The organism is Metabacillus schmidteae (genome assembly GCF_903166545.1).
GTDB classification, from domain to species: Bacteria; Bacillota; Bacilli; order Bacillales; family Bacillaceae; genus Metabacillus; species Metabacillus schmidteae.
On sequence record NZ_CAESCH010000003.1, the window covers coordinates 185,253 to 210,493 of the forward strand.

25 protein-coding genes and 1 riboswitch are annotated in these 25,241 nt (G+C 34.3%); of the genes, 20 read left to right on the top strand and 5 right to left on the bottom strand.

Annotation, left to right across the window (positions count from 1 at the left end):
- Positions 1 to 10: 10 nt before the first annotated feature.
- From HWV59_RS26585 to HWV59_RS26635, 11 genes are all read left to right on the top strand, one after another.
- A complete protein-coding gene (locus tag HWV59_RS26585; protein ID WP_175640781.1) occupies positions 11 to 1,207 on the top strand; it encodes a P-loop NTPase family protein in 1,197 nt (398 codons plus the stop codon).
- Positions 1,204 to 2,757 carry an ATPase, T2SS/T4P/T4SS family gene (locus tag HWV59_RS26590; RefSeq protein ID WP_235991918.1) on the top strand — a complete coding sequence of 518 codons (1,554 nt, stop codon included), beginning with the start codon at positions 1,204 to 1,206 and terminating at the stop codon, positions 2,755 to 2,757. Before HWV59_RS26585 ends, HWV59_RS26590 begins: the two co-directional genes overlap by 4 nt.
- Positions 2,744 to 3,736 (top strand): hypothetical protein, encoded by a 993-nt coding sequence (locus tag HWV59_RS26595; RefSeq protein WP_102232728.1) that lies wholly within the window; start codon positions 2,744 to 2,746, stop codon positions 3,734 to 3,736. The genes HWV59_RS26590 and HWV59_RS26595 overlap by 14 nt, the downstream gene beginning before the upstream one ends.
- 14 nt (positions 3,737 to 3,750) lie before the next feature.
- Complete coding sequence (locus HWV59_RS26600) at positions 3,751 to 4,656, top strand: hypothetical protein (protein WP_102232729.1); 906 nt, start codon at positions 3,751 to 3,753, stop codon at positions 4,654 to 4,656.
- A 12-nt stretch (positions 4,657 to 4,668) separates the two neighbouring features.
- Positions 4,669 to 4,812, top strand: coding sequence for a hypothetical protein (locus HWV59_RS26605; protein WP_175640782.1), 144 nt, complete (start codon positions 4,669 to 4,671; stop codon positions 4,810 to 4,812).
- Positions 4,813 to 5,002: 190 nt separating this feature from the next.
- Positions 5,003 to 5,152 carry a hypothetical protein gene (locus tag HWV59_RS26610; protein ID WP_175640783.1) on the top strand — a complete coding sequence of 50 codons (150 nt, stop codon included), beginning with the start codon at positions 5,003 to 5,005 and terminating at the stop codon, positions 5,150 to 5,152.
- Positions 5,153 to 5,195: 43 nt separating this feature from the next.
- Positions 5,196 to 5,345 (top strand): hypothetical protein, encoded by a 150-nt coding sequence (locus tag HWV59_RS26615; RefSeq protein WP_175640784.1) that lies wholly within the window; start codon positions 5,196 to 5,198, stop codon positions 5,343 to 5,345.
- Positions 5,346 to 5,398: 53 nt separating this feature from the next.
- On the top strand, positions 5,399 to 5,773 hold the full coding sequence (locus tag HWV59_RS26620; protein ID WP_102232730.1) for a hypothetical protein: 375 nt from the start codon (positions 5,399 to 5,401) through the stop codon (positions 5,771 to 5,773).
- A gap of 20 nt (positions 5,774 to 5,793) precedes the next feature.
- Entirely contained in the window at positions 5,794 to 6,288 is a 495-nt protein-coding gene (locus tag HWV59_RS26625; RefSeq protein WP_102232731.1) for a peptidase M23, read from the top strand.
- A 286-nt stretch (positions 6,289 to 6,574) separates the two neighbouring features.
- Positions 6,575 to 7,720, top strand: coding sequence for a hypothetical protein (locus tag HWV59_RS26630; RefSeq protein WP_175640785.1), 1,146 nt, complete (start codon positions 6,575 to 6,577; stop codon positions 7,718 to 7,720).
- Between the two features lie 216 nt (positions 7,721 to 7,936).
- Positions 7,937 to 14,662, top strand: a complete 6,726-nt coding sequence (locus HWV59_RS26635; protein ID WP_175640786.1) for a LamG-like jellyroll fold domain-containing protein — start codon at positions 7,937 to 7,939, stop codon at positions 14,660 to 14,662.
- Positions 14,663 to 14,813: 151 nt separating this feature from the next.
- On the opposite strand, the gene HWV59_RS27595 is transcribed toward HWV59_RS26635, so the two are convergent.
- From HWV59_RS27595 to HWV59_RS26660, 5 genes are all read right to left on the bottom strand, one after another.
- On the bottom strand, positions 14,814 to 15,137 hold the full coding sequence (locus HWV59_RS27595) for a GGDEF domain-containing protein (protein WP_102232169.1): 324 nt from the start codon (positions 15,135 to 15,137) through the stop codon (positions 14,814 to 14,816).
- Between the two features lie 148 nt (positions 15,138 to 15,285).
- Complete coding sequence (gene tnpC, locus HWV59_RS26645) at positions 15,286 to 16,866, bottom strand: IS66 family transposase (protein ID WP_102232168.1); 1,581 nt, start codon at positions 16,864 to 16,866, stop codon at positions 15,286 to 15,288.
- Positions 16,867 to 16,948: 82 nt separating this feature from the next.
- Positions 16,949 to 17,302, bottom strand: a complete 354-nt coding sequence (tnpB, locus tag HWV59_RS26650) for an IS66 family insertion sequence element accessory protein TnpB (RefSeq protein WP_235991923.1) — start codon at positions 17,300 to 17,302, stop codon at positions 16,949 to 16,951.
- A gap of 273 nt (positions 17,303 to 17,575) precedes the next feature.
- Positions 17,576 to 18,178, bottom strand: a complete 603-nt coding sequence (locus HWV59_RS26655; RefSeq protein ID WP_102232165.1) for a GGDEF domain-containing protein — start codon at positions 18,176 to 18,178, stop codon at positions 17,576 to 17,578.
- Positions 18,179 to 18,430: 252 nt separating this feature from the next.
- Complete coding sequence (locus HWV59_RS26660) at positions 18,431 to 19,786, bottom strand: IS1182 family transposase (protein WP_102232164.1); 1,356 nt, start codon at positions 19,784 to 19,786, stop codon at positions 18,431 to 18,433.
- A gap of 208 nt (positions 19,787 to 19,994) precedes the next feature.
- Between HWV59_RS26660 and HWV59_RS26665 the strand changes: the two genes are divergently transcribed.
- From HWV59_RS26665 to HWV59_RS26705, 9 genes are all read left to right on the top strand, one after another.
- The gene (locus HWV59_RS26665; RefSeq protein ID WP_102232163.1) at positions 19,995 to 20,210 is read left to right on the top strand and encodes a helix-turn-helix domain-containing protein; all 216 of its coding nucleotides are present in this window, start codon (positions 19,995 to 19,997) and stop codon (positions 20,208 to 20,210) included.
- 25 nt (positions 20,211 to 20,235) lie between these two features.
- A riboswitch (cyclic di-GMP riboswitch) is annotated at positions 20,236 to 20,318 on the top strand.
- A 253-nt stretch (positions 20,319 to 20,571) separates the two neighbouring features.
- Positions 20,572 to 20,886, top strand: a complete 315-nt coding sequence (locus HWV59_RS26670) for a hypothetical protein (protein ID WP_102232162.1) — start codon at positions 20,572 to 20,574, stop codon at positions 20,884 to 20,886.
- Positions 20,887 to 21,038: 152 nt separating this feature from the next.
- Positions 21,039 to 21,185: a hypothetical protein gene (locus HWV59_RS26675; RefSeq protein WP_175640787.1), complete on the top strand. Its 147-nt coding sequence runs from the start codon at positions 21,039 to 21,041 to the stop codon at positions 21,183 to 21,185.
- Positions 21,186 to 21,902: 717 nt separating this feature from the next.
- Positions 21,903 to 22,433: a hypothetical protein gene (locus tag HWV59_RS26680; RefSeq protein ID WP_102232161.1), complete on the top strand. Its 531-nt coding sequence runs from the start codon at positions 21,903 to 21,905 to the stop codon at positions 22,431 to 22,433.
- Entirely contained in the window at positions 22,430 to 22,837 is a 408-nt protein-coding gene (locus HWV59_RS26685; RefSeq protein ID WP_102232160.1) for a hypothetical protein, read from the top strand. Before HWV59_RS26680 ends, HWV59_RS26685 begins: the two co-directional genes overlap by 4 nt.
- On the top strand, positions 22,831 to 23,067 hold the full coding sequence (locus HWV59_RS26690; protein WP_102232159.1) for a hypothetical protein: 237 nt from the start codon (positions 22,831 to 22,833) through the stop codon (positions 23,065 to 23,067). The genes HWV59_RS26685 and HWV59_RS26690 overlap by 7 nt, the downstream gene beginning before the upstream one ends.
- 44 nt (positions 23,068 to 23,111) lie before the next feature.
- Positions 23,112 to 24,041, top strand: coding sequence for a hypothetical protein (locus tag HWV59_RS26695; protein ID WP_102232158.1), 930 nt, complete (start codon positions 23,112 to 23,114; stop codon positions 24,039 to 24,041).
- Between the two features lie 121 nt (positions 24,042 to 24,162).
- Entirely contained in the window at positions 24,163 to 24,924 is a 762-nt protein-coding gene (locus HWV59_RS26700) for a hypothetical protein (protein ID WP_102232157.1), read from the top strand.
- Between the two features lie 42 nt (positions 24,925 to 24,966).
- Positions 24,967 to 25,158 (top strand): hypothetical protein, encoded by a 192-nt coding sequence (locus HWV59_RS26705; protein WP_102232156.1) that lies wholly within the window; start codon positions 24,967 to 24,969, stop codon positions 25,156 to 25,158.
- Positions 25,159 to 25,241: the final 83 nt, after the last annotated feature.

Genomic DNA, 25,241 nt, shown 5'->3' on the forward strand with positions numbered 1-25,241 from the left:
AGGTTCGTTCATGTATATAGGTGTAGTAAGTCGAAATCATGGCTATAAAAAATTGTTTGAATCATATGAGCAAATAGAAACCGCTCCAATCTTTGAAAAAATTAAAGATGATTATAATACTAGTGTTTCTTTATCTGCTCTATTGGTTGATGGGGAACTCGTTCAATATACTGATTTACAAAAAGTACGAGAGGTTTTTCCAGATATTGAAATCTTTTATAAACTTCATAACGTAACTAGTGCTATTTCTGTAAAGAATATTGAGCGTGTATGTGCATCTCATAAAATCTTAGCAATTAATGAGCATTTAACCCCTGAACAAGTAACGAGTGAAGTTGTAAGGATTGTCAGTGATCATAAGGGTTATGCAAGTAATAGAATTGTAAGTTTCTTTGGTACTCACAGTGGGGCTGGTGTATCTACGACTGTTCTTAATTTAGCGAGAAACCTTTCTGAAAGGATACAGGGAAAAGTATTGGTGTTGAGTTTGAATGCCTGGGATCCATCTGATTACTTTTTAGATTATAGAGGGCAGTACTTAAATGATTTAAAAGTAGATTTAAAAACAAGGTCATTAACAGAAACCAAGTTAAAAGAAGCCTTATTTGAATACAAAGGATTCTACCATTTGGCGGGAAATCGTGATATCAAGTTGCAACGTTATTATACAAATGAAGAAATTTCCCATTTGATTGAAGTTGCAAAAGAGATATTTGAAGTGATTCTAATAGATGGTGGTACCCATTTTGATACTGCATGTGCATCACAAGCTTTTATATCAAGTGAATTAAAATTTATTGTTACTAACCAAGAAGATAAAGGATATAGAGGATATTTCCCTCACGTATTTCAACAGCTACTGGAACCTACAGGAACTTCAAAGAATGACTTTATGCTTGTGATAAATAAATATCAACCTAATATGTCATTAATTAGTGAGAATGACTTAGAAGAAGAATTGGAAATGCAGAAGATCGCTTTAATCCCCGATTTAGAAGTATTAGGGCCAATAGCAATCCGTCAGAAAAAACTGCTTTACGATTTAACAGAAGGAAAAACAGTTTATAAAAAATCACTAGAGACTATATCAAACCTAATTATCTCAGAAGCTAAGCTTCAGGAGAAAAAATTACAATACGAAAGTGATCGAACCAGCAAAGGAATTTTTGGCTTCTTATCCAAGAAAAAAGAGGGGGTATCTCATTGACGACATCTACAGAACAAATGCTTGAAGATGCTGTTGATAATATTGAAACTCAACTTGGTACGGATCAAGAACCTTATAATCCTTCTTTATGGTTAAATGGTGAGCTAGAAAAGAAAGGACTAAAGAACGAAGAACTTATAACGTTCGAGAGAAAGAAAGCTTTTAGTCAAATATGTAAGGTTGTAAGGGAAGAATTTAATAACCTAATTAGCGAAAACGAAAGTACTTCAGTAAATGATCAGCAAAGAAAAGACAAAGAAAGCCAATTTTTAGAACGTCAACATAAAGCAGTTATTGGTGACGAAAAAGAAATGGCGTACTTTATTTCCAAAATAAATGAAATATTAATGCGCCATAACATAACGTCTAACGATTATCCTTCTTTTTATGCAACCTTATCCGAAGCGGTTTTTCATGAAGTGTGGGGAATTAGCTTATTGCATAAATGGGAAAAATACCCGAAGTCTGAGGCAGCTGTAATCAGAGGGAGAGAACTCTGGATAGATATTGATGGACAGTTTGTTAGACAAGATGAAAGATTTGCAACAGATGAAGAAGTAGAGCGTATTAAAAGAACGTTCACTATGAGAAATAAAGATGCAATTATTAATGAGCAAACTCCTGAACTTGAAGTAGAAAAGGAAAATGGAGATCGTGTAACGATGATTCAAAAGCCTCGTTCTCGTGAGAACTACATAATGTTTAGACGTTTTATCGTTAAGGATATAAGTCTGGAAGAACAGGCAAGACTTGGAACCATACCGAAAGATGATATTGATATCTATAAAGCGTTATCCCAAACAATGAGTAACATTGTTTTTGCGGGACGTGTTCGTTCTGCAAAGTCAACCTTTATGAAATCAATGCTTCGTGAACGTGATCCAAAATATGTTGCAGCTGTTATGGAAAAACACTTTGAGCTTGCTTTATCTGAACAACTTCCTGACCGACTTACTTTTGAAGTCCAAGCAAAGGAAGGGGATCTCCATAAAGCGGTTCCTAGATTATTACGAATGGAGCATGACTATATAGTAGTTGGTGAGATTCGTAGTTTGGAAACAGAAGCCTATCTTATGTCCACCGAGAGAGGAGAGCGTGGAGCATATTCTACCTATCACTTAACTGATGTAAAAAGTGTTGTTCCTCAGGTGACAAGACATATACTAGATGAATTTCCAAATCGTCAATTTAATAACGAATTAGAGCGTGTTGCACGTAACATCGACTTTATTTTGACCATGAGCACCGATAGAGATAGAAGAAAAAAGAGAGTAATTGGCGTAACTGAGGTCATATGGGATGAGGATAAAAGAGAACATTTCACTAACGATTTAATCCGCTACAGTAAAATAACAGGAAAATACTATTATTCTCACAAGATTTCACGAGGGCTGTTAACGTTAATGGCAGAAGAAGATTTAGAAGCCACTAAGACACTTATCCGTTTATTGGCCGAACGCTCTAAAAAATCTTCCATGAGCGATTATGAAAAAATTGCTGATAATTTGTTAGAGGAACTGCTGGGAGAAGAATTATATGGAACAGCTTGAGTCTCTTAAACACTGGTTTTGGGCGGACGGATTTTTCTACATTATGTACATCATTGTTATCCTTAGTGGTTTATATGCAACAAAGGTCATTATTGAAGCTCCGCTTAAAGAGAAAATTAACCAGATTCAATATAAGAATCGGCTTAGAAAGGTAAGAGCCTCTCTAACGAATACAAAATCAGTTGAGTTTAAGCATCCATTCATGAAGCATATTTATTTAGTCATTAAGACAACGAGTAAGGATAAAAGTGAAGGTGACGTCTTAGCCTTTTTTGTCATAACGATTGGATTGTTTCTCTTTACATTTTGCTTTTTAGTTTTCAACTTCCATGATATCTTTCTAGGTTTAATTATGGGAGTACTTGTCGGAGCTATACCTTATATGGTGCTACAAGTGAAACTAAGAAAATTACGTTTTTTAATGGGTGAAGAGTTTTTAATGATTGTCCAAACATTAACACAACAATACAATGCTCATGGATATGATATGTATTATGCCTTAGTGGAAACACAAAAAACTGTACAAAATGCAACATTAAGAAAAGTGTTTGTAAGGTTAATTTCTGATTTACAGGTGTCTAGAAATGAACAAGAGCTACGCTTAAGTATTTCTGTTTTCGTATATACAGCAGGAGGATCTTCGGCTAAACGACTAGGTAATATTATGTTAAAAGCCTATTTACACAATGAAAACGTCTTGAACACATTGTTAGTCCTTACAAAGCAAATGGAAGAGACAGAAACGATGCTTGAACAGGAAAAATCTCAAACGTTAGATTCTGTATACAACGGTTATATTACTGCTCCTATTTTTGTTGCTTCGTTATTCTTAGGATACTTTGTATCAGGCGCCCAGGATTGGGTGCAATTACAATTCCATAATTTTTGGCCACTATTGCTTATTACGATTTCTTTGATTGGAGTAGTATTTTCAATCTTTATTGCTATGATCCTAAAAAGACCGAAAAATGACATATAGGAGGGAGGCGTCAAATGCAAGAATCAGCTTTACTGTTTAAACTAGCTCCATATATTAGATATTCGCTTATAGGAATATTGTCTATATTATCAGGAATTCTTGTTTATATGGGACTGACATCGCATACTGATCGAATTCAGGATCGATTAAGAATTAGACAGTCTGTTCAACAGGGTAGAGTGAAAATGATTGAGTCAGCATCTAAATCAAAAACGGAGGAATGGCTCAAACAAGCTGATTATCCTTTAGGACTAAATGGTTTAACCTATAACATTATTTTCTTTTCTTTAATTGTTTTGTTGCTAGCTAACTACTTTTTCATCCCGTTTTTTATAACAGGAAAACTAAGTTTATGGGGACTGTTAGGGGTATTAGGTTTTTTTATAGCATTTAACCCTAATTTTAAAACACTATTTCATTATGTGATCAGACGTGTAATTGATTATAGGCAAGCAAAGAAAAGTGCAGAAGTTTTTATGTTATATGACTTAATTATCAATGAGCTTGAGATGATGAATGTAAGTAGAATTAATACTTATAACATTCTAAAAGATCTAAGACCGTATTTCTCTATTATAGACACATCTCTTACTAGACTATTAACTTCGTGGAGCAGCAACCAGGGGCCACATGAAGCTCTTAGTCAATTTGCAAAAGAAATAGGAACGAAGGAAGCGCAGGCACTTATTACTGTTATAAAAACACTTGATGATGTTGATCGAAAGGCTGCTTTGAAATCTTTAAAAGGTATGCGTACAATGTTCGTCAATTCTCAAATTGAAAATTACAGAAGGCGAATGAAGATTACGAAAGAGCTATCATCAATTCCTATAAATACGACACACTTTGTTATTATTCTTAACTTCTTGGTGCTAGTAGTGGTGATGGTTTCGCACATCCTTGAATCAACCAGACAATAATTTTTAGGGGGGGTGATTAAGATAAACGTTTCATTGAGTACATTTATGAAGCTAGGTATTACAGCTGTTGTTATTGGGACTCTGTTATTTGTAGGTTTAGCAGATGAAATGAAAGTTACTTCTGATGATATTGCGGCGTATATCTCAAATAATTAGATAAGCGAGGTTGTTAGGTTGAATAAGACATTAGCAACTTATATGTCTGTAGCCATAAGCGCTATTATTGTTTGCAGTTTATTAATAGGGATTGTGTATCAATCTTTATTTGATAAGAATATAGAACACCAAGATCATCTTAAGGATAAATATCAATTACAAACTAAGTAATCTAGGAGGCTATTAATTAATGAATCAAACATTAAGTACTTTTCTGAAATTTGGAATTACAGCAGTGTGCATAGGCTTACTTCTATTCGGAGTAGGATACACAATGGTAACAGATGAAGCGACGAATTATGAAACGGAAGTTGAAGGCAACCGAGTTTTATTGCCTTAAAAATTAAAGAATATCACAGTACAATCTAGGAGGTTATTAATCAATGAATCAAACATTAAGTACGTTTTTGAAATTTGGAATTACAGCAGTGTGCATAGGCTTACTTCTATTTGGAGTAGGTTACGCAATGGTAACAGATGAAGCAACGAATTATGAAACAGAAGTTGAAGGAAATCAAGCTTTATTACCTTAAAAAGGATTTATATAGAGGGGAAATCCTCCCCTCTATATTAAAAGGAGATTAAAATGTCAACTACATTAGCGAAATGGATGACTTTAATTATTACTGCAAATATAATGTTTGCGCCAATTTTAGCCTATTTAGATAGCTTACATCGAGAAGCTGTAGAGGTAGTGCTTCAAGAGGGTGCTAAGAAGGCTGCTATTGAAGGAAGGTTCACCGATACACTCATTAATGAAATGAAACAGGAGCTTGTAGATAATTACAACTTTGATGCAGATAAGATTACAATAACCGCTACAAAAAATTTAACCTATCGAGAGAATTTTATAGAAGCAACTATTGAAGTACCAAGAGGACCTATTTTCATCTTTGAGATCTTCAACAATGGGCCAAGTACAATTAAAAAGAGTACCAAAATTCTCAGTGAATATATTTAAATTAGCAAGGGTGTGTACAAATGTCTGAGGCGTTAAAAACAATGTTTTTAGTTTTAATATTTTCAGGGTTAATGACTTTGCAATACAACATGGATGCTGATAGAACAGCCACTAGACAAATAAAAAACGCATTAGAATTAGCTGTGCACGATGCTTCGCTTGCCCTTGATCAAACACAATTTAGTCAAGGGGAAATTGTCTTTGATCAAGCGCGAGCATTAGAGAATTTAAAGTTAAGTTTGAATTCCAATCTAAAGCTTAGTTCTGCTGGAGGTTACTATTATATTCCAGAAGCAAACTCCTTTTATCAAGAAGATATCTATTTGGATCATATAGAGTTTATTGATGATAGCAACAGTACGTTTCCAAGAACGTATTCAAATCCAACATACGATATTGTGGATACATTAAATGGACCGAGCATTGTAGCAGTGTTAGCAACCAAGAGTCCTCGTTATTTTGCAGGTGAAGGCATTATCATAAGAAAAGCGGTTGTTTACGAATATTTACAATAAAATAATTGCAAAAAGTGTAATTTGTATTGTATAATTGTTATATAGAATCCCCCATGAAAAAGACTAGCAAGTTAATGGAATTATATATATAATAGATACATAATCTTCCTGTCTTTTTTATGCAACTCTATGGAGTTAGCTGTTTACTAATAAACACGAGTGGTCTTTGGACCTGTGGGGAATGACCAGACGCTTAGAGTCTGTCTTTTTCTATCACAGAACCAAGACCACTTTTTTTAGTTTAACGGGGCAGATTGAAAAAGATAAAAAATAAGGAGTGAGTAATATGATGAAAAAGTTTTTCGGATTAATTTTAGGAGTACTTGTTGCGGCGTTAATAGTTACCCCTGATGCTCATGCAGCATCTTTTAAGATTCCAAATGGGTGTTCGGGATGCTATCAAGAAGTTACCTTTGTAAAAGCAACACGAATGGGAGATGACTTAGGAGTTGAATACAAGGCAAGAGATATAGAAGGTGGAAAAACAGGTGACTGGTATATAGGTGGAGGATATTTACACAATTACTATAATGAAGCTAGTTATAAAGCATTTAGTGATAATCCTATAATTATGGCATTCGGTAATGCGGGGTTACTTCCAAAAACTGATGTACAAAACAAACCTGCTCCAAAGCCAGAACCAAAACCGGAACCTAAACCTGCTCCAAAGCCAGAACCAAAACCAACACCAAAACCAACACCAAAACCAACAACGAAACCAAAAGAAGAAACAAATAAGACAACGACTACTCCAAAGGAAACAACTACAACTAATAAAGAGACGTCAAATAACAAGAGTAATACTTCTACAAGTAAGTCTTCATCTTCTAAAGTAGAAACAACGGAAAAACAGACTAGTACAACTACAAATAAAAGTGAAGTAAAAGAGAATACAAAGTCAAGTTCAACATCGAATAGCAAAGCAGTAGCTTCTGCAACTACTAGTGATAATCAAGAAGAGATAGCTCAGACTGATTCATCGGAAGAAATTGCTGAGTTAGTTGGAGAAGACAATAAAGAAAACCAAACTGCTCTATCTAAATCTATTAATGCGGAATACGAAAAGCTTAAAAAAGATAAAGAAGAACAAGTTGTTGAAGAAGAAGTTTATTTATCATTAGGAGAACTTGCTAATAATAAAGAACCCCTGCCAAATCTTTCGAAAAAACAGATTGCTGAATTAAATGAGTTTTTATCAAGTGAAAGTTTCAAGCCATTAGAAAAAGATGAAGATTTCATTTATTTAACAGAACAATTAGAAGAACTCGAAAAGAAACAAAATGATGTGAATGAAGAAGATGTAAATAAGGTTAATGACAAAGAGGATGTAAAAGAAGAGAAAGATGATAGTAAAGAAGATAAAGGTTTTTTTGAGAAAGTAGGAGATTCAATCAAATCATTCTTTGCTTCAGTATTTTCTATTTTTGGATAAGAGGGGAATCCCCCTCTTATCCAATATGTATATCTATTACAAATAAGAAATAAGATGTTCTTGTTTGTAATAGGGATACATAATTTCTAAACATGTATCTACTGTAAACATGAAAGTTAGGTGATATTTATAACACGAAAGTTTTTTATTAGCTTTATCATATTCATACTGCTCACTTCTTATGTGTCACCCATCATTGAAGCAGCGGACTTTCCAATGAAAAACTTGAATGAGCGAAGGACAAACTATATCACTGATCATATGTTTCCTTATGTGAAAACTGACTTAATCGCTCCTAGCGGACATCTTAAAAATAGTGATAGTACACCTATTGTTGTTGGAGATATTGCATATATAATTTCTACTCAAACAGGTAGGGTTATTGCATACGACTTAGGAAATGAGAAAACACTGTGGATTTCAGATAGTATTGGAAATGTAAAAGGGCATGCCTCCAATAGCGTAGTAGTTGGAGATCGTTTAGTAGTTCCTGCAGGTACTAAGACCATAATAATTAATAAAAACACCGGAGCTAAAATCAAAGAAGTGTTTACTCAAGCATCAGGAAGGTCTAATGCTTTTGCAGGTGGGCCATTACATTGGCGTGATGGTGATGTGTACATCGGATCTAAGAACCAAAAGATCTACGGTTTTAATGTTTCTGATGGTTCTATCTTTCCTTTTATGTCTTACGAAACAGGAGGAACGATCACAAGCTCTCCTACGTTATTATCTCGTGGTAGTTCTGGTGACAGAATTGTAATCGGGGTTAATACGACACCTGGTAAGATCGTCGTAGTAAATCCTCATTCAAGAGGAATTAACTCTGTTAAAAAGGTTACTTATTCAGTTCCAACTGCTGCTGTATCTCCAGATGGTTACAAAGCTTACTTTGTCGATGTGTTTGGTAGGGTAATAACCTATAACGGTAGTAACGATTCTGTGAGTGTCGTAAATGGTGTTCACAATGCCTTTGGTACAAATGGAATTGTCGCACGTATGCCAGCTCTAGACGAAAGCAATGGTCAAGTTGTTATTACTATTAATAACAGGAAAAATGGTTATGGTTATGTCTATAGAGTAAATCCTAGTACAGGTGCTTATTGGAAGATATACGGATCAAGTAAAGGAATAGCATCCGCTCCAACAGTTCTTTCAAATGGTACGTTTCTCTTTGTCCGTGCTGATGGATACATCATAAGTAGAAATCGAAGTGGTACTGCATATGGTTGGTATAGCGGTGGGAAATCGTCGTACAAAATGCCAAAGAGTTCTAATTTCGGTCGTATTACCGTAGGTGGTGGAGATAAGAATGTCATCATGACAAATGGTACAGATGGAATTCATATCTTTGAGCCAGACTATCCAAATATCCGAGCGAAAAAAATACAAGCTCTTGACGCTTCAGGAAATTCAAAAACTACATTTAAGGATAATGAAAAGATTATTATCCGAGGAACATTTAAAAATGACGGGCCTAAAAGTATTAGTAATGTAGAGCATACTGCTACAAGAGATGGTAGTTGGCAAGGTTATGTTAAAGAATCTTATTCTGTTAATGAGACTGCAACTGTTGATAAAGTTTATGGAAGTCTCGCACCTGGAACTTACACATTTACCTTTAAAGGTGACCCGAATAATAAGGTAAAGGAAAGTAACGAAGGTGATAATAACACAGAGTCTATAACTATTACAGTAGTGGCCACTAAGCCTGACTTGGAAGGACAAGATACTAAAGCGTTTGATTCAGATGGTAATGAAATGTATACATTTGAATACGGGGAACCAGTTACGGTTCGAGGTTATGTGAAAAATATTGGTGATGCAGAAGTTAATAATGTAACTCATACTCATTCCTTTGATGGTATTTTACAAGGTAATGTTACAGAAACAAGTTATAGCACCAATCAAACTCGTTGGATATCAAAAACTTACAAAAACTTAAAACCAGGTGAGTATAAGGTCTATGCAATTGCAGACTATCAAAATAAGATAAGTGAAAAAAATGAATCTAATAACCATACACCAACTATAACAATTAAAGTAAAAGAGCCTCCTAAGCCAGATTTTAAGGGTACTGCAACAAAAGTTCTAGATAAAGATGCTGTGGAAAAATATGAATTTTTTGAAGGTGAAGCTATTACTGTTAGAGGTTATATAAAGAACGAGAGTGATGTTGAGGTTGATTATGAAGTCGAACATGCTCAATATTTAAATGGTGTTATTCAGGAAGATTTAGATGCTAGAACTTATTCGGCTGGTCAAACACGATGGATAGTCAAAACATATCAATCTTTACCTGCTGGGACTTATAAAGTATACGCAACTGCTGACCCTTATCATGAAGTTGATGAGACAAATGAAGGTAATAATGATACTCCAGTTGTTACATTTAAAGTTAAGCCAAAACCTTTACCTGATATTGCTGCACAAACCACAAAGGCTTATGATGAAAATGGAAATGAAAGGTATGTTTTTGAGTATGGTGAAAGAATAGAGTTTCGCTCTATTTTCCGAAATATTGGAGAAGCTCCAATGGAGGATGGTTATGAACATCAAGTTTATGTAAATGGTAAAGCAACACCTAATATAACTACTGCTAGTTATGACCTAGGTCAAAGCAGATGGATTACAAGGTATTTTGGTAGTTATCTTGATCCTACTAATAACGCTTACGCAGAAACATTGTTACCGGGTGTTTATAAGGTCTATGCTGTCGCTGATCCTAATAACAAATCCACGGAAAGTAGTAAACAGAATAATAAAGGTGAAATTATCACAATTACCGTAAATGCACCTGATATAAGAGGAAGGGATATCCTTACGTTTAATTCATCTGTAGGATCTCCTCAAACAACCTTTAGACCAAATCAAGAGGTTAAAGTAAGAGGAACTTTTAAAAATATTGGGTTAGCGACTGCAAATGATGTTCAACATGCTATTAAATTAGATGGGGTAGAAGTAAAACCAAGGATAGTTCAAGATTATGGAATTACATCTACAACCAACACTAAATATATTTCTTCCAATTTAGGAACCTTACCTAGAGGAACACATACAATTGAAATGGTAGCTGATCCAGAAGAAACAGTTTCACCAAGTTTTGACGTATTTAAGAATCCAAAAGCAACTGTTCCTAATGAAAGGTATTTTACATTTGATGGAACTGAAAATACTTCTATGAGCTTTACAAACGTTGATACTGATTCGGGGCCAGGAAAGAAAAATACGGTAGAGTTTTGGATGTATTGGGACGGAAACAATGGCTCAATGCCTATGGGATTTAATAGATTGAATCTTTACTTTATAAATGGGTACTTCGGTTTTAATACTGGAGCTGGCGATGTTATAGGCTTTCCTTCAGCAAAACTTAAACATAAATGGGTACATGTATCTGCTGTATTTGTTAACGGTGATCCGAATGACCCTGCTGTTAAGAGTCAATTTAAAATTTACATTAATGGAGAAGAACAAAACCTATCTAGTCGATTCTTCAGTTCTGCTACAGATCACAGAAGTTCTATTGTATACAGCAATGTGACACTTTCAGGTTATACAGATAACGATTTGTATAAATTCTCCGGTAAATTAGCTGAAGTAAGAGTATGGGACCATGAAAGATCAAAGCAACAAGTAGTGGATAATATCAATTCAGTTGTTGAAGGAAACGAGGAAGGACTCGTATTACATGCAGTACCTACTCTCGAAGACGAATTTCCTAAACCTTACAAAAACTCATATGAATTCAATGAGGATATCGCGTCTTCATTCACCATGAATACATCAAGTCTATCCTCAGTAACTGGTGGTAAAACAACAGTAGAGTTTTGGATGAAATGGGACGGTGAAGATCGTCAATTCATGCCGATCGGATTTGATAGTTATGCTCTATACTATAAATCAGGATTTTTTGGGTTTAATACAGGGAAAGGTGATGTCATAGGGATTTCTTCAGAGCCACTAAAAAACAAATGGGTACATGTAGCTGCAGTTTTTGTTAATGGTAATGTAAACAATACTTCTATTAAAGATCAACTTAAGCTCTATATAAATGGAACTGAGCAAGAATTAATAACCAACTTTACTACAGATCAATCCGCTCATGACGACTATTCACAAGTTTCGTCTAAAATGAAAGTATCCGGGTGGTTATTTGATGATAAATATAAAATGGATGGCGAACTTTCAGAGATACGAGTTTGGAATCATGAAAGATCAGTAGAAGACATTAATGCAGATATGCACAAATCATTAAGTGGGTTTGAGGATGGTTTAGTTGGCATCGCTTCACCACCGGTTGAATCTCAAACGTTTGATCGAACAGGCACATTCGCAGAAATGGAAGGTGTTGGTGTAAACACAACTAACTTAGGTAAGAACACAGTTGAGTTTTGGATGAAATGGGATGGGGTTGGAAATGTAGTACCATTTGGCTTTTCAACAACCTATCATTTATACTTTAGTGACTCACTGAGTTGTTTTGGATTTAATACTAATGGTGATTGTGTTGGTGTTACGGGATCCGACTATACTGCATTAGAGAATAAATGGGTGTACGTGACTGCAGTTTTCCCAAATGACATTCCAACACCAAGCAATAGTGCACTATACTTCAATGGAGTTAAGCAGACGTTGTCAGCAGTTACAAAAGATGATGATTACACTAAGAAGCGATATGCATCCTCTAACTTTAGAGTGGGTGGTGACTTTTCAAGTACTGGCCATATATTTGGTGGAGAGCTAACAGGTATACGTGTATGGAATCATGAAAGGTCTGAAAGTCAAATCCAAAGGTACATGGGTATGGATATTAGGGGTCATGAAACTGGTTTAGTAGGATTCTGGAATACGAGCAAGTCAACAACTGGAAAGTTATTAGACCAGACAACTCATTCTACACCATTAAATAATGATGCGACTTTAAGCGGATTTTCACCAAATCCAATCTATTATCAAACATCCGAAGATGGCTTGGAAGTTATGTGGAAACCTGAATCAAAAACATCCTATCAACTTTATAGAAACGGTACATTAATCTACAACGGTACCAATAATTCCTATGTCGATATAGATGTTACTAAAGGTAATTCTTATACGTACACACTAAAATCTGTTTCCTTATATGGTGAATCAGTAATATCTACTAAATTAGGGGAATACACTACAAATTCGGTGGAAATTACAGTTAATGTTGTGGGTACACCACCAGCTGCAGATTTTGATGCTACAACTCCTAAGTATGAAGGTGAAGTTGTAACTTTCACAAATAAGACTACTGAAATTGATGATGATGAGATACAGTACACTTGGTATTCAAAACTATCAAATGAGCCAGACAGTTCATATAGTTTTATGTCTAACGATGAACATCCAAGAGAAATATTTGAAATACCCGGGAATTACGACATTAAACTTGTAGCTGTCGACTTAGATGGTGAATCCAGCCATGTTGAAAATCTGCAAATTCTCGATAGTAAAATTGTTCCTGGGTTTATTCATGATTCTCCTTATTATAAAGATGAGACAATATCTTTAACATCTACTGCTTATGATGAAGATGGTTTAGCTATTAGTCATTCTTATAATATAACAAGACCAGATGGTACAAGCTTTACATCTAATACCGTTGATCCTCAATTTGTTGGAGATCAAGTAGGGGAATATAAGGTAATTCAAACTGTCACAAACTCAATTGGTAAAAAAGCTACGTATGTTGACTATATTGATGTTGTTGAAAGAGAATTAACCGCAGGATTCATTCATGAATCACCTTATTATCGAGGTGACTTGGTTAAGATCACGTCAACTGCTTTTGGGGAAACAGGTTCAATATTAACTTATCAATATGATATTACTAGACCTGATGAAACAACCTTTAGTAGTTCAAGTAAAGATCCTCAATTTACACCAGACCAAGTAGGTTACTATCATGTAAAACAAACTGTTAGTGACCAATATGGGAACGTTGAGACATATGAGGATGAAATAGAGGTTTTAAATAGAACGCCAGTTGCAGACTTTACTTATAGTCCAACAACTGTATATATCGATACCAATGTTTCATTCACAGATCAATCATCAGATCCGGATAATGATCCTTTGACTTATGAATGGTCTTATAAATCTCCTACTGAGTTGGATTTCACTGTATTCTCTACTGACAAAAATCCAAGTAGAATTTTGCCAGTGCGAGGAGATTGGGAAATTAAATTAATGGTTACTGATCCTTATGGCGATACAAGTGAGGTAATAAAAACAGTTAAAGTCATTAATAGAGCACCAATAGCTAACTTTAAAACAGATAAGAATGAATACTTAGAATGGGATACAGTGAAGGTGACAAGCCTTGCAAGTGATCCTGATGGTGATACACTCACACATCTTTATAAAGTTACTAGTCCTACTGGTATAACGAGCCAGTATACAACGAAAGATTTTGAATTTGTCCCTAATGAGATAGGGAATTACAAAATTGAACAAACTGTTTCAGATGCGTATGGTGGAACTGACACAATTTCAGCTACCATACCCGTAAACCCTTTAACGTTAGAAGGTTTTGTCGATCATACTGACAAATGGAATACAATTCATAGTGAAGAAGGCAATCAGCCTGATGAATTTTATTCTGGAGAGCCGTTTGTCTTAAAAGGTGTAACATCTAATTCGCCTGTAGATAAAGTAACGGTTACTTTTAATGGTACAAGGGATAATGGTCAATCTGTTACAAAAAATATTACTCTATTAGGAACATCTGACCCTGTTGTATTTACAGAGACTTATCTTGATGAGAGTTTTAGTGAACCTAATACTAAACTGAAATTAGGTCCAGTTACTTTCACTTTTGAGGTAGTATACACTAATGGTCAAGTAAGAAATGACACAGTGACAATTTCAATTATCGGCAACATATACGACCGATTAAACTTCCACAAATCATATTAAATTATAATGTTGATGTGATTTGGAACATGTGTTGTCACATAAAGCTAATTGAGTAATGCTCGAAGTTAATATGCAAAATAAGAAAAACCAGTTAAAGGATTACCTTTGCTGGTCTTTCTTTTTATCAGCATATAAGTTGAATACTTGAATATCACAATTTAACATTTAGTGATTTATTAGAGGTATTATATATAACAACTTGATCTCTACCCATGTTTTTAGCCCTATATAAGCATTCGTCCGCTTTCTGTATCATTTCATTTATTGAAAGATCTCTATTACCTTGGTTGCTGCAGATCCCAATGCTTACAGTTAAGAATAAACGTCTATCACTGTCCAATTGGAGTGGAGTAAGACGTAATGCTTCCAATAAAAGGTTAGATATTTCTGTCGCTTTTTGATCATTTGCATTTTCTAAAATTACAATGAACTCTTCTCCACCGTATCTACCTACAGAACCATTGTGCCCGCATATCTCTTTTGTTTTCCGCTACAAAGGTAATTGCTTTGTCTCCAATAATATGACCATATGTATCGTAAGCCCGAATTATAAAAATAAGCGCACCTTTCCGGTATGCATGACAAATAACCATATATCATGACTTTTTTTGTCAGATGTACGGTTATTTCATTTTAATTCCACATTCAGCTTGGATCATTTTTGACCATGGCATATATTGATTTGAAATTTCCGGTTGTTGATAGATATCTAGATTAGGTAAATCCGTCAATAATTTCAATAGATATCGATAAAAATCCACACCGTTTGCTTTTGCAGTTTCTGCAATACTTAAACAGATAGCGTTGGCTTTGGCACCAGCTTCACTAACTGAGTGGATCCAGTTCTTGCGACCCACAACACTCGGTCGAATTGCATTTTCTGCTGGATTATTATCAATTTCGATACGACCATCCATCAAAAATGCTTTTAAACCATTCGCTCTGTTTAAAGTATATTCTGCTGCCTTTGCAAGCGCATTTTTGCCGTAGAATGGGGATTTTTCAACCCAGTCTAGAAATTCTTCAACGATTGGCCTTGAGTATTTTTGCCGTTTTTTTCTGCGCTTACTTGGAGACAGGTGTTTGAATTGCCTTTCCAATCGATATAAATCATCACAATATTTTACACCGATTTGTCCGTTTTTGCTCTCCACTTTTAACCAATAGCGACGAACGTGCGCAAGGCAATTGGCGAAAGTGACACCTTCAATTTTGTCATAGGCGGAATAACCATCACAAATAATCGTTCCAGAAAAGCCTTTAATGAAATTTTCAAGAACAGATCGACCACGTGATAATGAACTTTGAAAAAGAGTTATTATTGGCCCTTGGCTCGGCACGCTTCGAAATACCCAATTATAAGCATTGGTTTGTCCAGATTTCCCATCGGATCGATTGATAATTTGTGCATACGTTTCATCGACATGCATGAGCGATTTAGACATCATTAAATGCTTCATATGCTCGTAAATAGGCAATAGCCAATCATGCGATGCACGAATAACCCAATTTGAAAGGTTCTTATCATTAGTACTCAGACCAGAACGATCCCATTCCTTTACCTGTCGGTAAAGTGGTAAGTATAGTGAAAACTTATCATGTATTACTTTGGCAAGAACGCTTGGACCTGCGATGCTACGTTGAATGGGAGGTTGCGGTGCTTTTCCACGTTTAATTTGCGCTTTTTGAGATAGATCACTTTTACAATTCTTACATTCATATGCATGCTCAATATGTTGTATTTTCTTCATTCTGGCAGGAATAAATTCAGCCTCTTCACGTACGATTGAACTGCCTATTTCAATCATTTGGTCTTGGCAACAGTCACAGGTCGTATTTTCCGGATGATGATGGATAGCTTCTACTTCAATGCCATCATGCAATGAATCATTTCTTGTTTTCTTTTGAACTTTTCGTACAACAGTGTAAGAAATAGTCTGTTGGCTTTGTTCTTCTGTGTGCTCAGGTTCGCTAAAAACCGGGTCATCATCAAATAACGTACCTTGCCCGTCTGGTGCGTTATATTTCGTTTTTTCAGTTTTTGATCCATATAAAAGCTTAGTTAAATGGCGTACTTGATCGGTTAATGCTTCAATCTGTTTCGATAATTCTTTGTTTTGTTGATTTGAATGAGCCAACTGCTCTTCAAGCAGCCGAATTATTTTCTCGTTCTGATTTTCATTCGTAGAAGAAGCTTTCACCATATCATTCACCACTTTCCGTTCGGTTTCGTTCTTATTATTATAACCAGTTCGAACGGGGGAGATAAAGAAAAAATAACAGTGTTTAAAAAGTTCCTTTATCCGATGGTTGAATGGCCTTTGGCTGCTGAATAGCTAAGCCCTCGAGTAACCACCTGAGCTGCTTTTGGGATAGATTACGTACTGCTTGTTCATCTTTAGGCCATTGAAGCTTCCCATTATCTAAACGTTTATAGAGAAGGGCGAAGCCATCTCCATCAAAGTACAAACATTTATATCTATCTTTCTTCCATCCGGAAAACAGAAATATAGAATCCCCGTAGGGATCTAATTCAAGAGAATCCTGGATCAGAGTAGCTAATCCGTCAATCCCTTTTGGCATATCAGTTTTTCCGCAAACAATATAGATATTTTTCACATCCGTATAATCATGTTTCACCAATGCTTCAACTCCCTCATGATTGTTAGGATGATGTGCTCGTCTACACCATTATAAAAGAGGATTTCCGCATTTGCCGTTTTGATTGTACAGATGCTAGAGGAAGAGCTAGTTGGTGGTGACACGGATTTACTTTTATTTTCGGGAAGAAGCGTAACGGGGACAATAGTCAGTTTTTGATCAGGCATATGAAAAGCACCTCCTTTAATATTGATATGATCATATTACCGGAGGTGCAGTTCTATTTATATGCGTCGTTTGAATACGGGCTTACTATGTATCATTTACTCGTTTAAAATGATCAATGTCTATTAGTAAAATTGAAACATTCCTGTTATGTTTTAAAGTGGTATTTAACATATCCCGAGCTTCTTCTGAGAAATATCTTCGATTTAATACATTCGTAAGATAATCATACGTGGCTGATAGTTGTAAAGATTGATAATGAATAAGATTATCTATTAAATGAGTCAGTTGTTCACGAAAATACGGCAAAATGTCCTCTTTTTGATAATTATCTATATACTCATTTTTTCCTTTACTATACACAATGAGAAGTCCTTTATGATCTCTGCTGTTAATAGGTATAGACAAAAACGAACGAACATCCATAACACCTAATAAATTCTGATGTTGATTTACATCATTTCTATACATGATTTTTTCTAGATATTGTTTAGGTACTTTATAGGTATGATTTTTCGGAATTTCACCTATATGGGCTAATATACACCAATGAGATTTTTCTTTTGTAAGGTATAAACTTTGATCATACTTAGTGATATTAATTAAAGAATTTAAACTAAACTCAGCAAGCGGGTTTAATTCTTTTATAGTGGACATTTGCTTGAAAGAATTTTGTAAAAGCGTTTGCATTTCAAAAAACACTATATTTGAGAAATGGGGGAGGAGAGGTAAAGGAAATTCTTTCTAAAAAATTCGTGTTTTTTCTAATAAACCTATTCCTGTGTCCAAAGACCTGTATTATACTTTTATTATAATTTCCTTGTTTGATAATATGAATTTAAAAAAATATATTAATTCTTGGTAATTGAATCAATTTCATAATTACTTATTTTAAAGAAACACAGACCTTCAGAATTTGTTTTCTATTAAATTTTTTAATGTTTAAGCTGCTTGTTGTTGAATTAACACGGCATTGATACGATCGGCAGCTAATTTTGAAGCATTATAAACTAAAGTTACTAAGTCAAAATGAACTTTGGCACGTTTTCCAGTACGATAACGAACGTTGTCCAGCTGGAAATATCCCTTTAGATAAGCATTCACACGCTCCACAGCGGTACGGCGTTTAAATATCGTCTTCCAAGCTATTGATCCGCGAGCTGGTGCTGTATATTTTCTCAAATCAGTAGTGATTCTCACTTTGTATACCTTTTGACAAAGACCATCATTCGCTAAAGAACAGTCTTTACATTCCTTTGGTCGAGTATATTTTAGTGTCTCATATTTCGGATCAAAACTGTCATAACGGTAGGAATGCTCTCTGACACATGTTGGTGCGAAATGTTTATCAAAGCCAATAGGTTCAGGCTCATTGCGTTTGTTATAAGCAATAACAGATTGATGTCCCATTCGATGAATCTGCGTATAGATAGGTTCGAAATCATATCCAGCATCCATTGTTTCATAGCGCAGATTTGGAAGAGGCACACGTTCATGAATACATGTTAATAAAGGAATAGCTGCCTTTCCATCATTAAGGTTGCCAGAGGAAAAAAGGGATTGCAAAATGTATTGGCTCGTTGAGCCAACTGCTAAGTGGGCCTTATAGCCAAACCAAAAGACGTTTTTCCCTTCGCTATTCTTCTTTACACCCCATTGAGGGTCTTGAGGAATTTCATGGCGAAGTTCGGCTAAAGGAACGTCCAGTTGTTCTTCAATTTTCTTTTCAAAAAGAGGAAGATTGGCTTCACGTTCTGCTTTTTCAATTAACCATTGTTCCCTTTTCTCATTGGACTTGCGACCACGTTTCTTGGGTTCATTTTTAGGTTTTTCATCTTTTGGAGGTGCCTGATCGCGTGCTTCAAAGTGTGTGGCATCAATGGCAATGGTATCATCCGTAATAAATCCTTCGGATATCGCTTGAAGAAGAAGAGTTTCTTGAACCTCTTCCAAAACCTTCGATTCACTAATGATAGTAATCATTCGTGAATAAGCAGCATCTGATGGTACGGAATCAGATACTAAAAACCCACAGTCAAGACGGAAAATCATATCATTCTTCAATCGTTTAACTAAATCTTTAATAAATGGGATTCTTTCTGAAATTCTAGCAACCAAGGAGTAAATCATAGCAGCATAGTTAAGTTCAACTGGTCTACCAAAACGGGATTTCTTCGTTACCACAGCGAAGATTTGTTCAATGTCAATAGTAGAAAAAATAGCTTCAAACCGTTGGGTAGGTTCTAAATCATATAATTCTTGTAGGTCAAACAGGCTTCCTTGTCGTATAATAGTCATAGGGAGTCTTCCTCCAGTCTTATTAGTTTGTGTGGTGCTTACTAAATTCGACATTTTGGGGAGGTACTCCTTTTTTTAGTTCTCAGAAGCCTTGAGCCCGTAGGGCTCATAATTATGAAATTCATTCAATTAATAGGAAATATAACTTATAATCTATAGAGTTTTCCTTTCAATATTAGTAAACTTAATCATAAGAAAGGAAATTTCGATGAAAATTGATGTTAAGATAAAGTTTGGTCAGAAAGTTAGGTATCACAGGAGAAAAAAAGGTTTTTCTCAAGAGGAATTAGGAGATTTAACTGATCTACATCAAACTTATATTAGCGATGTGGAAAGAGGTTTACGTAACATTTCTCTTGAAAATATTTATGAAATTGCACATGCATTAGATGTTAGAATGTGTGATTTGTTGAATTTTGACTAATAATTTTGAAGTAATTATCATTAAACAAATACTTGGAAGCAATGATAGGCTGTTCTTATTTGGGCACTTGAACAATCTGGAGCTAGTAGTGCAACCGGCCATTATATAGATGGCTTTTTTTATTGCCAACTAAAGAATTTATTGTATTCAGATTTATTCGTGCGTTTTTGAGGTGTGTTACAATTTCGTAAATTCACTTTTAAGATTACCCCCAATAATTATATGGAATACCGTAATTATATTAAGAACAATTTATAATAATATAAAAAATTCTTATTTCTATTAAAATTGTGGAATCTAAAAGTTTTATCTATGATTTTTTCTATAATAAAAATAGAAGAAGAGAAGTGAGGTTTTTTTAATGAGTTTAATCCAAGAACGAGAGAGCATAGATAATATATTAGTAGCTGCAAGAGAATTTGTAGTGAGAGAAAGTTTAACTTTAATAGATGAAAATACTGTAGAAGAACATATTTCACTTACTAGAGAAATTAAAACAGTTTTTTCGCATTCTTTAAATGAAAAAATAGAAGTTTTATACGCAAAATCTAGAGATATACCTTTATCTAATTTTAGAGGTCTTAAAAGAGATGAAATAGTATCTGAAAAGTATATAATTAATACTTTTAAGCTATCTAGAGATGATGCTAGAGAATACCTTTCAAGTAGAGTATAAAGTAGTCGTGATTATATATCAGACTACTTTTTTGTTTAAACTTTTCACTAATATACATGCTATTGGTATGTAGTTGTAGTTAAATATATTTATAGAATTATAGATTAGCACGATTTTAGACTATAGGTTAACTAATAACCATGAGGAAAAATATGACGACAGTATACATAAAATGGCATGGTCCTTATTTATTAAATAACATAATTCATAATCAGATTGCATTAAATAACAGTGGTATTTATGCAATCTACCGTCAATACATAGGGTACGAAACATTACTTTATGTTGGTAAAACTTAAAGGAGTTTTTTACAAAGGCTATCAGAACATGAAAAACAATGGCTATCAACTGTAAGAGGAGAATTGAAAGTTAGGTTTGGAGTTCATTCATTTCCAGAAGGTGAAAGAGTGAAAGATTCACAGTACGAAAATTTAATGATGTCGTCGAAGCTTTACTCATAACAACATATCAACCTTTAGAAAATACAACAAACTATCATTGGTATTATGGTAGAACTAAACTAGAGATTATTAACTTTGGGAGAACAGGCATTTTAGATAGGATTGTATCTGCAGAAAATCTAGAGTGGGCATAAAAACTAAAAGCTAAGAGAACTAGTGTTAGCCTTATAAGTGATCAGCTAATACTTAACGTTGAATAGTGCATTTATTTAGTCTATAATAAATATGTTCAAACTTTTTCTTTTGTTATTTTTATGCGACCATTTATTACATAAGGTCAGCTGTTAATGATCAAACATAGTAGCCTCTGGGCTTAGGTTTTAGACACTTTTGTGTCCTTATTAAACCTTTGCCCAGGGGCTTTTTTGTTAGTTTTTGGGAAAGAGCGAGTTTGAATAAAAAAAACTTTTAGAAAGAGTGATTATTTTATGAAAGGTGAATGTCTACCAAGTTGTTGTGTATGTAGTAGTTGTTGTGATGAGACTTTGTTTCGAGTAAGAGGAAAAAACTTCTGTTCTGAAGATTGTCTTATCGAAGAGGAAGGAGTTGAAGAAGGTGTTTAAACTTACCTGTTTTGCGCCAGTTCATCCTTCAAAGTTAGGTCCTGCCCTACAATCAGTACATTTCAAAGAAGTAAAAGGTGACTTTATATGGGAGATGGATGGAACTCAATTTGTTATTGAACCATTTAAGAAATATGGGGATCATCAATCTTCTTATGGGTACAGAGTCTATTTTAATGGATCAATTGATGGAGCGTTATATCTTTTTGACATGTCAATGGGTTGTTTTCAACCACAAATTAACGCAGTCGAATATACCTTGCATCATCAGTCAAAAAACCAAGAGAGTTGGATTAAAGATTTATTTAGAAGATCTTCCTTTGAGAAATCAAAGACTAGAGGAATTTTTCAGAAGGGAAATGTAGGCGTTATTTGTCTACCTGACTCAACTGTAAATCTTCAAATTCGAAAAAAAGTAAAGTCTTTTAGACTTATAGAGTTGATAAAAGAGATCGAATGTCTTAGACAGGAAATAATGCCGTCAGACTACGATCTCTTTTCTGTTGAAGGAGTTGCTATATGAGTAAACAATTTAATTTTTATACGGAAGATTGTCAGTTTACTATAGGATCAAATTTTCTAGTTAAAAATGGTGGAGAAGTTATAGGAGAGGGAGATATTTTTGTTTTCCAATTGTTATTGGGATATCCTGCATGGATTATCGTCAATCCAGCTAATGAATTTATCCTTCCTCAAATTATTAAAACGGACAAAGTTATCTCTGTTTTACCCGATTATGAATTCTTTGATGGTGTTCAAAGACCAGAAAAGTTTATGTATTGCGTTAGTTTTTTTGAAGGGGAAAAGCAGAAGAAAATTACGGTGAATGCTGTAGATGAAGCGCATGTTCAAGAGTTTGTCAAAGCGAATTATCAAGACTCAACAAATCTAACGATTAAGAGATCCGAGGAGAGAATATCATGCTAGTTAATAAAATCGAAGAATTGTTTAAACCAGCTTATATGAAAGAAAGACTTTTTACTATGCTGAAGAACAATGGAGAGTTTATTAGAACTGATTCAAATTTAGGCTTCTTATACGCTATCACTTTAGGTAATTCCGAAAGTAAAGCAATTAGAGTTGAAGTTGCTATGAAGTCGAGAAGAGAAATAACTATTCTCAATGCTTCTATAAGTGATATTCAGCTTTTAGTCTAGGTTGTTCTTGATTAATTTGAATCTATTCTAAGGAGGAAATTGTTATGAAAGATTGTGGAAATTGTAGATTAAATAATGAGAGTATACATTTTGATATTAAGGTTTGTAAGAAGTGTTCCAGGACAAATCGAGCATTTTTTGAACCTAAACCTAATGCTGCGGAGATTATGGAGAACCTCATTCAAGAAGGTACCTATGGTCTTTTAAAGGAAACGGAAAGTAAATTGAAAGCAATTAAAAATTCAATGTATATGCATTTAAGAGAAAGTGAAGCAAAGCGTCATGAATTTGAAAAGTTTAATGTAGTGGCCAAGTTTGTCCCAAAGAAGATTTTCGATGTAGATTATAAAGGAATTGTTCAATATCTATTTTATTATTTAACTCCTGAACTTGTATGTAAGGCAATCAAAATAGATGTTAAATCTTTAAAAGAAAATCAAGAACTAAGGGAAGAACTTGAAAACTACAAAAGAAATCCTTCATATTACGTGAAACCTTCTTTTAATAAAGTGGGTAAAGAGCTAGTTAGATCTTCTGATTTTGACTATGAAGGCTATAAACTAAATTACTTGGCTGAGACATTTAAAAATCTTAATCCAAGTCTAAAGCAGTATGAAGAATTGTATGACAGGGCAAAAATTGAGATGTTAGAGTGTTCGGAATTACAGGAAAGAAAGAAATTAAGCCATTCCTATGGTTCTGTCTCACTTATAGCAAATCAGCCTGAATATAAAATTTTTAAACTGTTTGAGGATTACGGAGAAGATTTTTTAATAAAGAATTGTTTACCGGATAGTAGTAAGGTTCAATGGTATATCGATTCAGGGTTACTTGCGAAATCAGATATTGATGCTTTTAAAACAATAAATGATATCCGCCTAGATTTTATCGTAATGCCCCTAGATGTTGAACGTGAAATAATGTCTATGAACGGACAACGTCGAGTGAATTTATCATTACGGAATCTTGGTTAATAAAGCATATGAGAGGACAATACCTAATTAGTTTGGGTTTGTCCTTTTTATATATAAATAAAAAAATTAAATAAGTTAAGAGATTGTGTAAGTAATCTACTTAACAATAGGAGGAAGACTTATGTCAGTAGAAATGGTAGCGAACTTAATTCCAGTAGCAGCAAAATGTTTAGAGTTAGGTATTTTCAACAAAGTGGCAGTTAGAGATGTTGATATTAAGAAGGAATTTGCTAAATCACCTTCGGATATGCCAGTGGAAGTCTTGACGTATTATAGAACACTTCGTACAAGCGGGAATAAACCTGTCACACAAGCTCTTCATATCTTTTTAAAGGGTAATAGTAATGAGCTTAAAGCTTTTGCATTTATAAAAAGCCATCCTTATAAAGGTCACGTTACTATGGGGGAACGATGGATTCATAATTCAGATTCACCTGAGCCATCTATGCAATCTATATATCTGGAATGCATTTCTTTTGAAGATCTAACTGTTTTCCTGAGTAATGCAATAAGTAAAGCGCAGGAGATTCTTGATATAACACCAAAAAAACGAGTAGAGAAGCATTTTCAAGAGACAGTTAATTTTTTAACTTCTTTATATAATAATGAGGATGCTATTTTAGATTTAATGTCGGTTCATCTTTCTAGTAGTACTTTATCCTTCTCGATCACATGTGAGACGGGTTGGGGCAGTGACTATCATTTTAATGTTACGAAAGATAGAAAATCTGTAGCAATGAAAATGGACATTGATCCAAGAGAAGTAGGTATAGATGAACCTTCTACGTTTCGAGCAACAGAAGAGATTAATTCTAATGATTCAGACGGTATCTATGAAGCTTTCACAAGATTGATGAAAAGCTACGGGATACTAAATTCATAGAATGTCAAAGTCTTCAAATCAAAGTAGGAAGAAAGAATCTATATGAATAAAGTTTATGTTGTGAAATGTGAGAGAGGATATATTAAATTTAATTGCAAATTGGGTGACTATAATGAAAATGCTTATTTTGAAGGATTTTCTGAAAAACCTGAGACTTTCTTTTCGAGTGAATACAGAGCAAATTTAGAAGCTAAATTATGCGGATTAGAACAATATGAAGTAATTTCAAGATAGAAATTATTACGAAATTCGCTTTTAGAAAAATTTAGAGTAATTTTTTTCGAAAAATTCTTTCAAGGTGTTCGAATATTACTAAA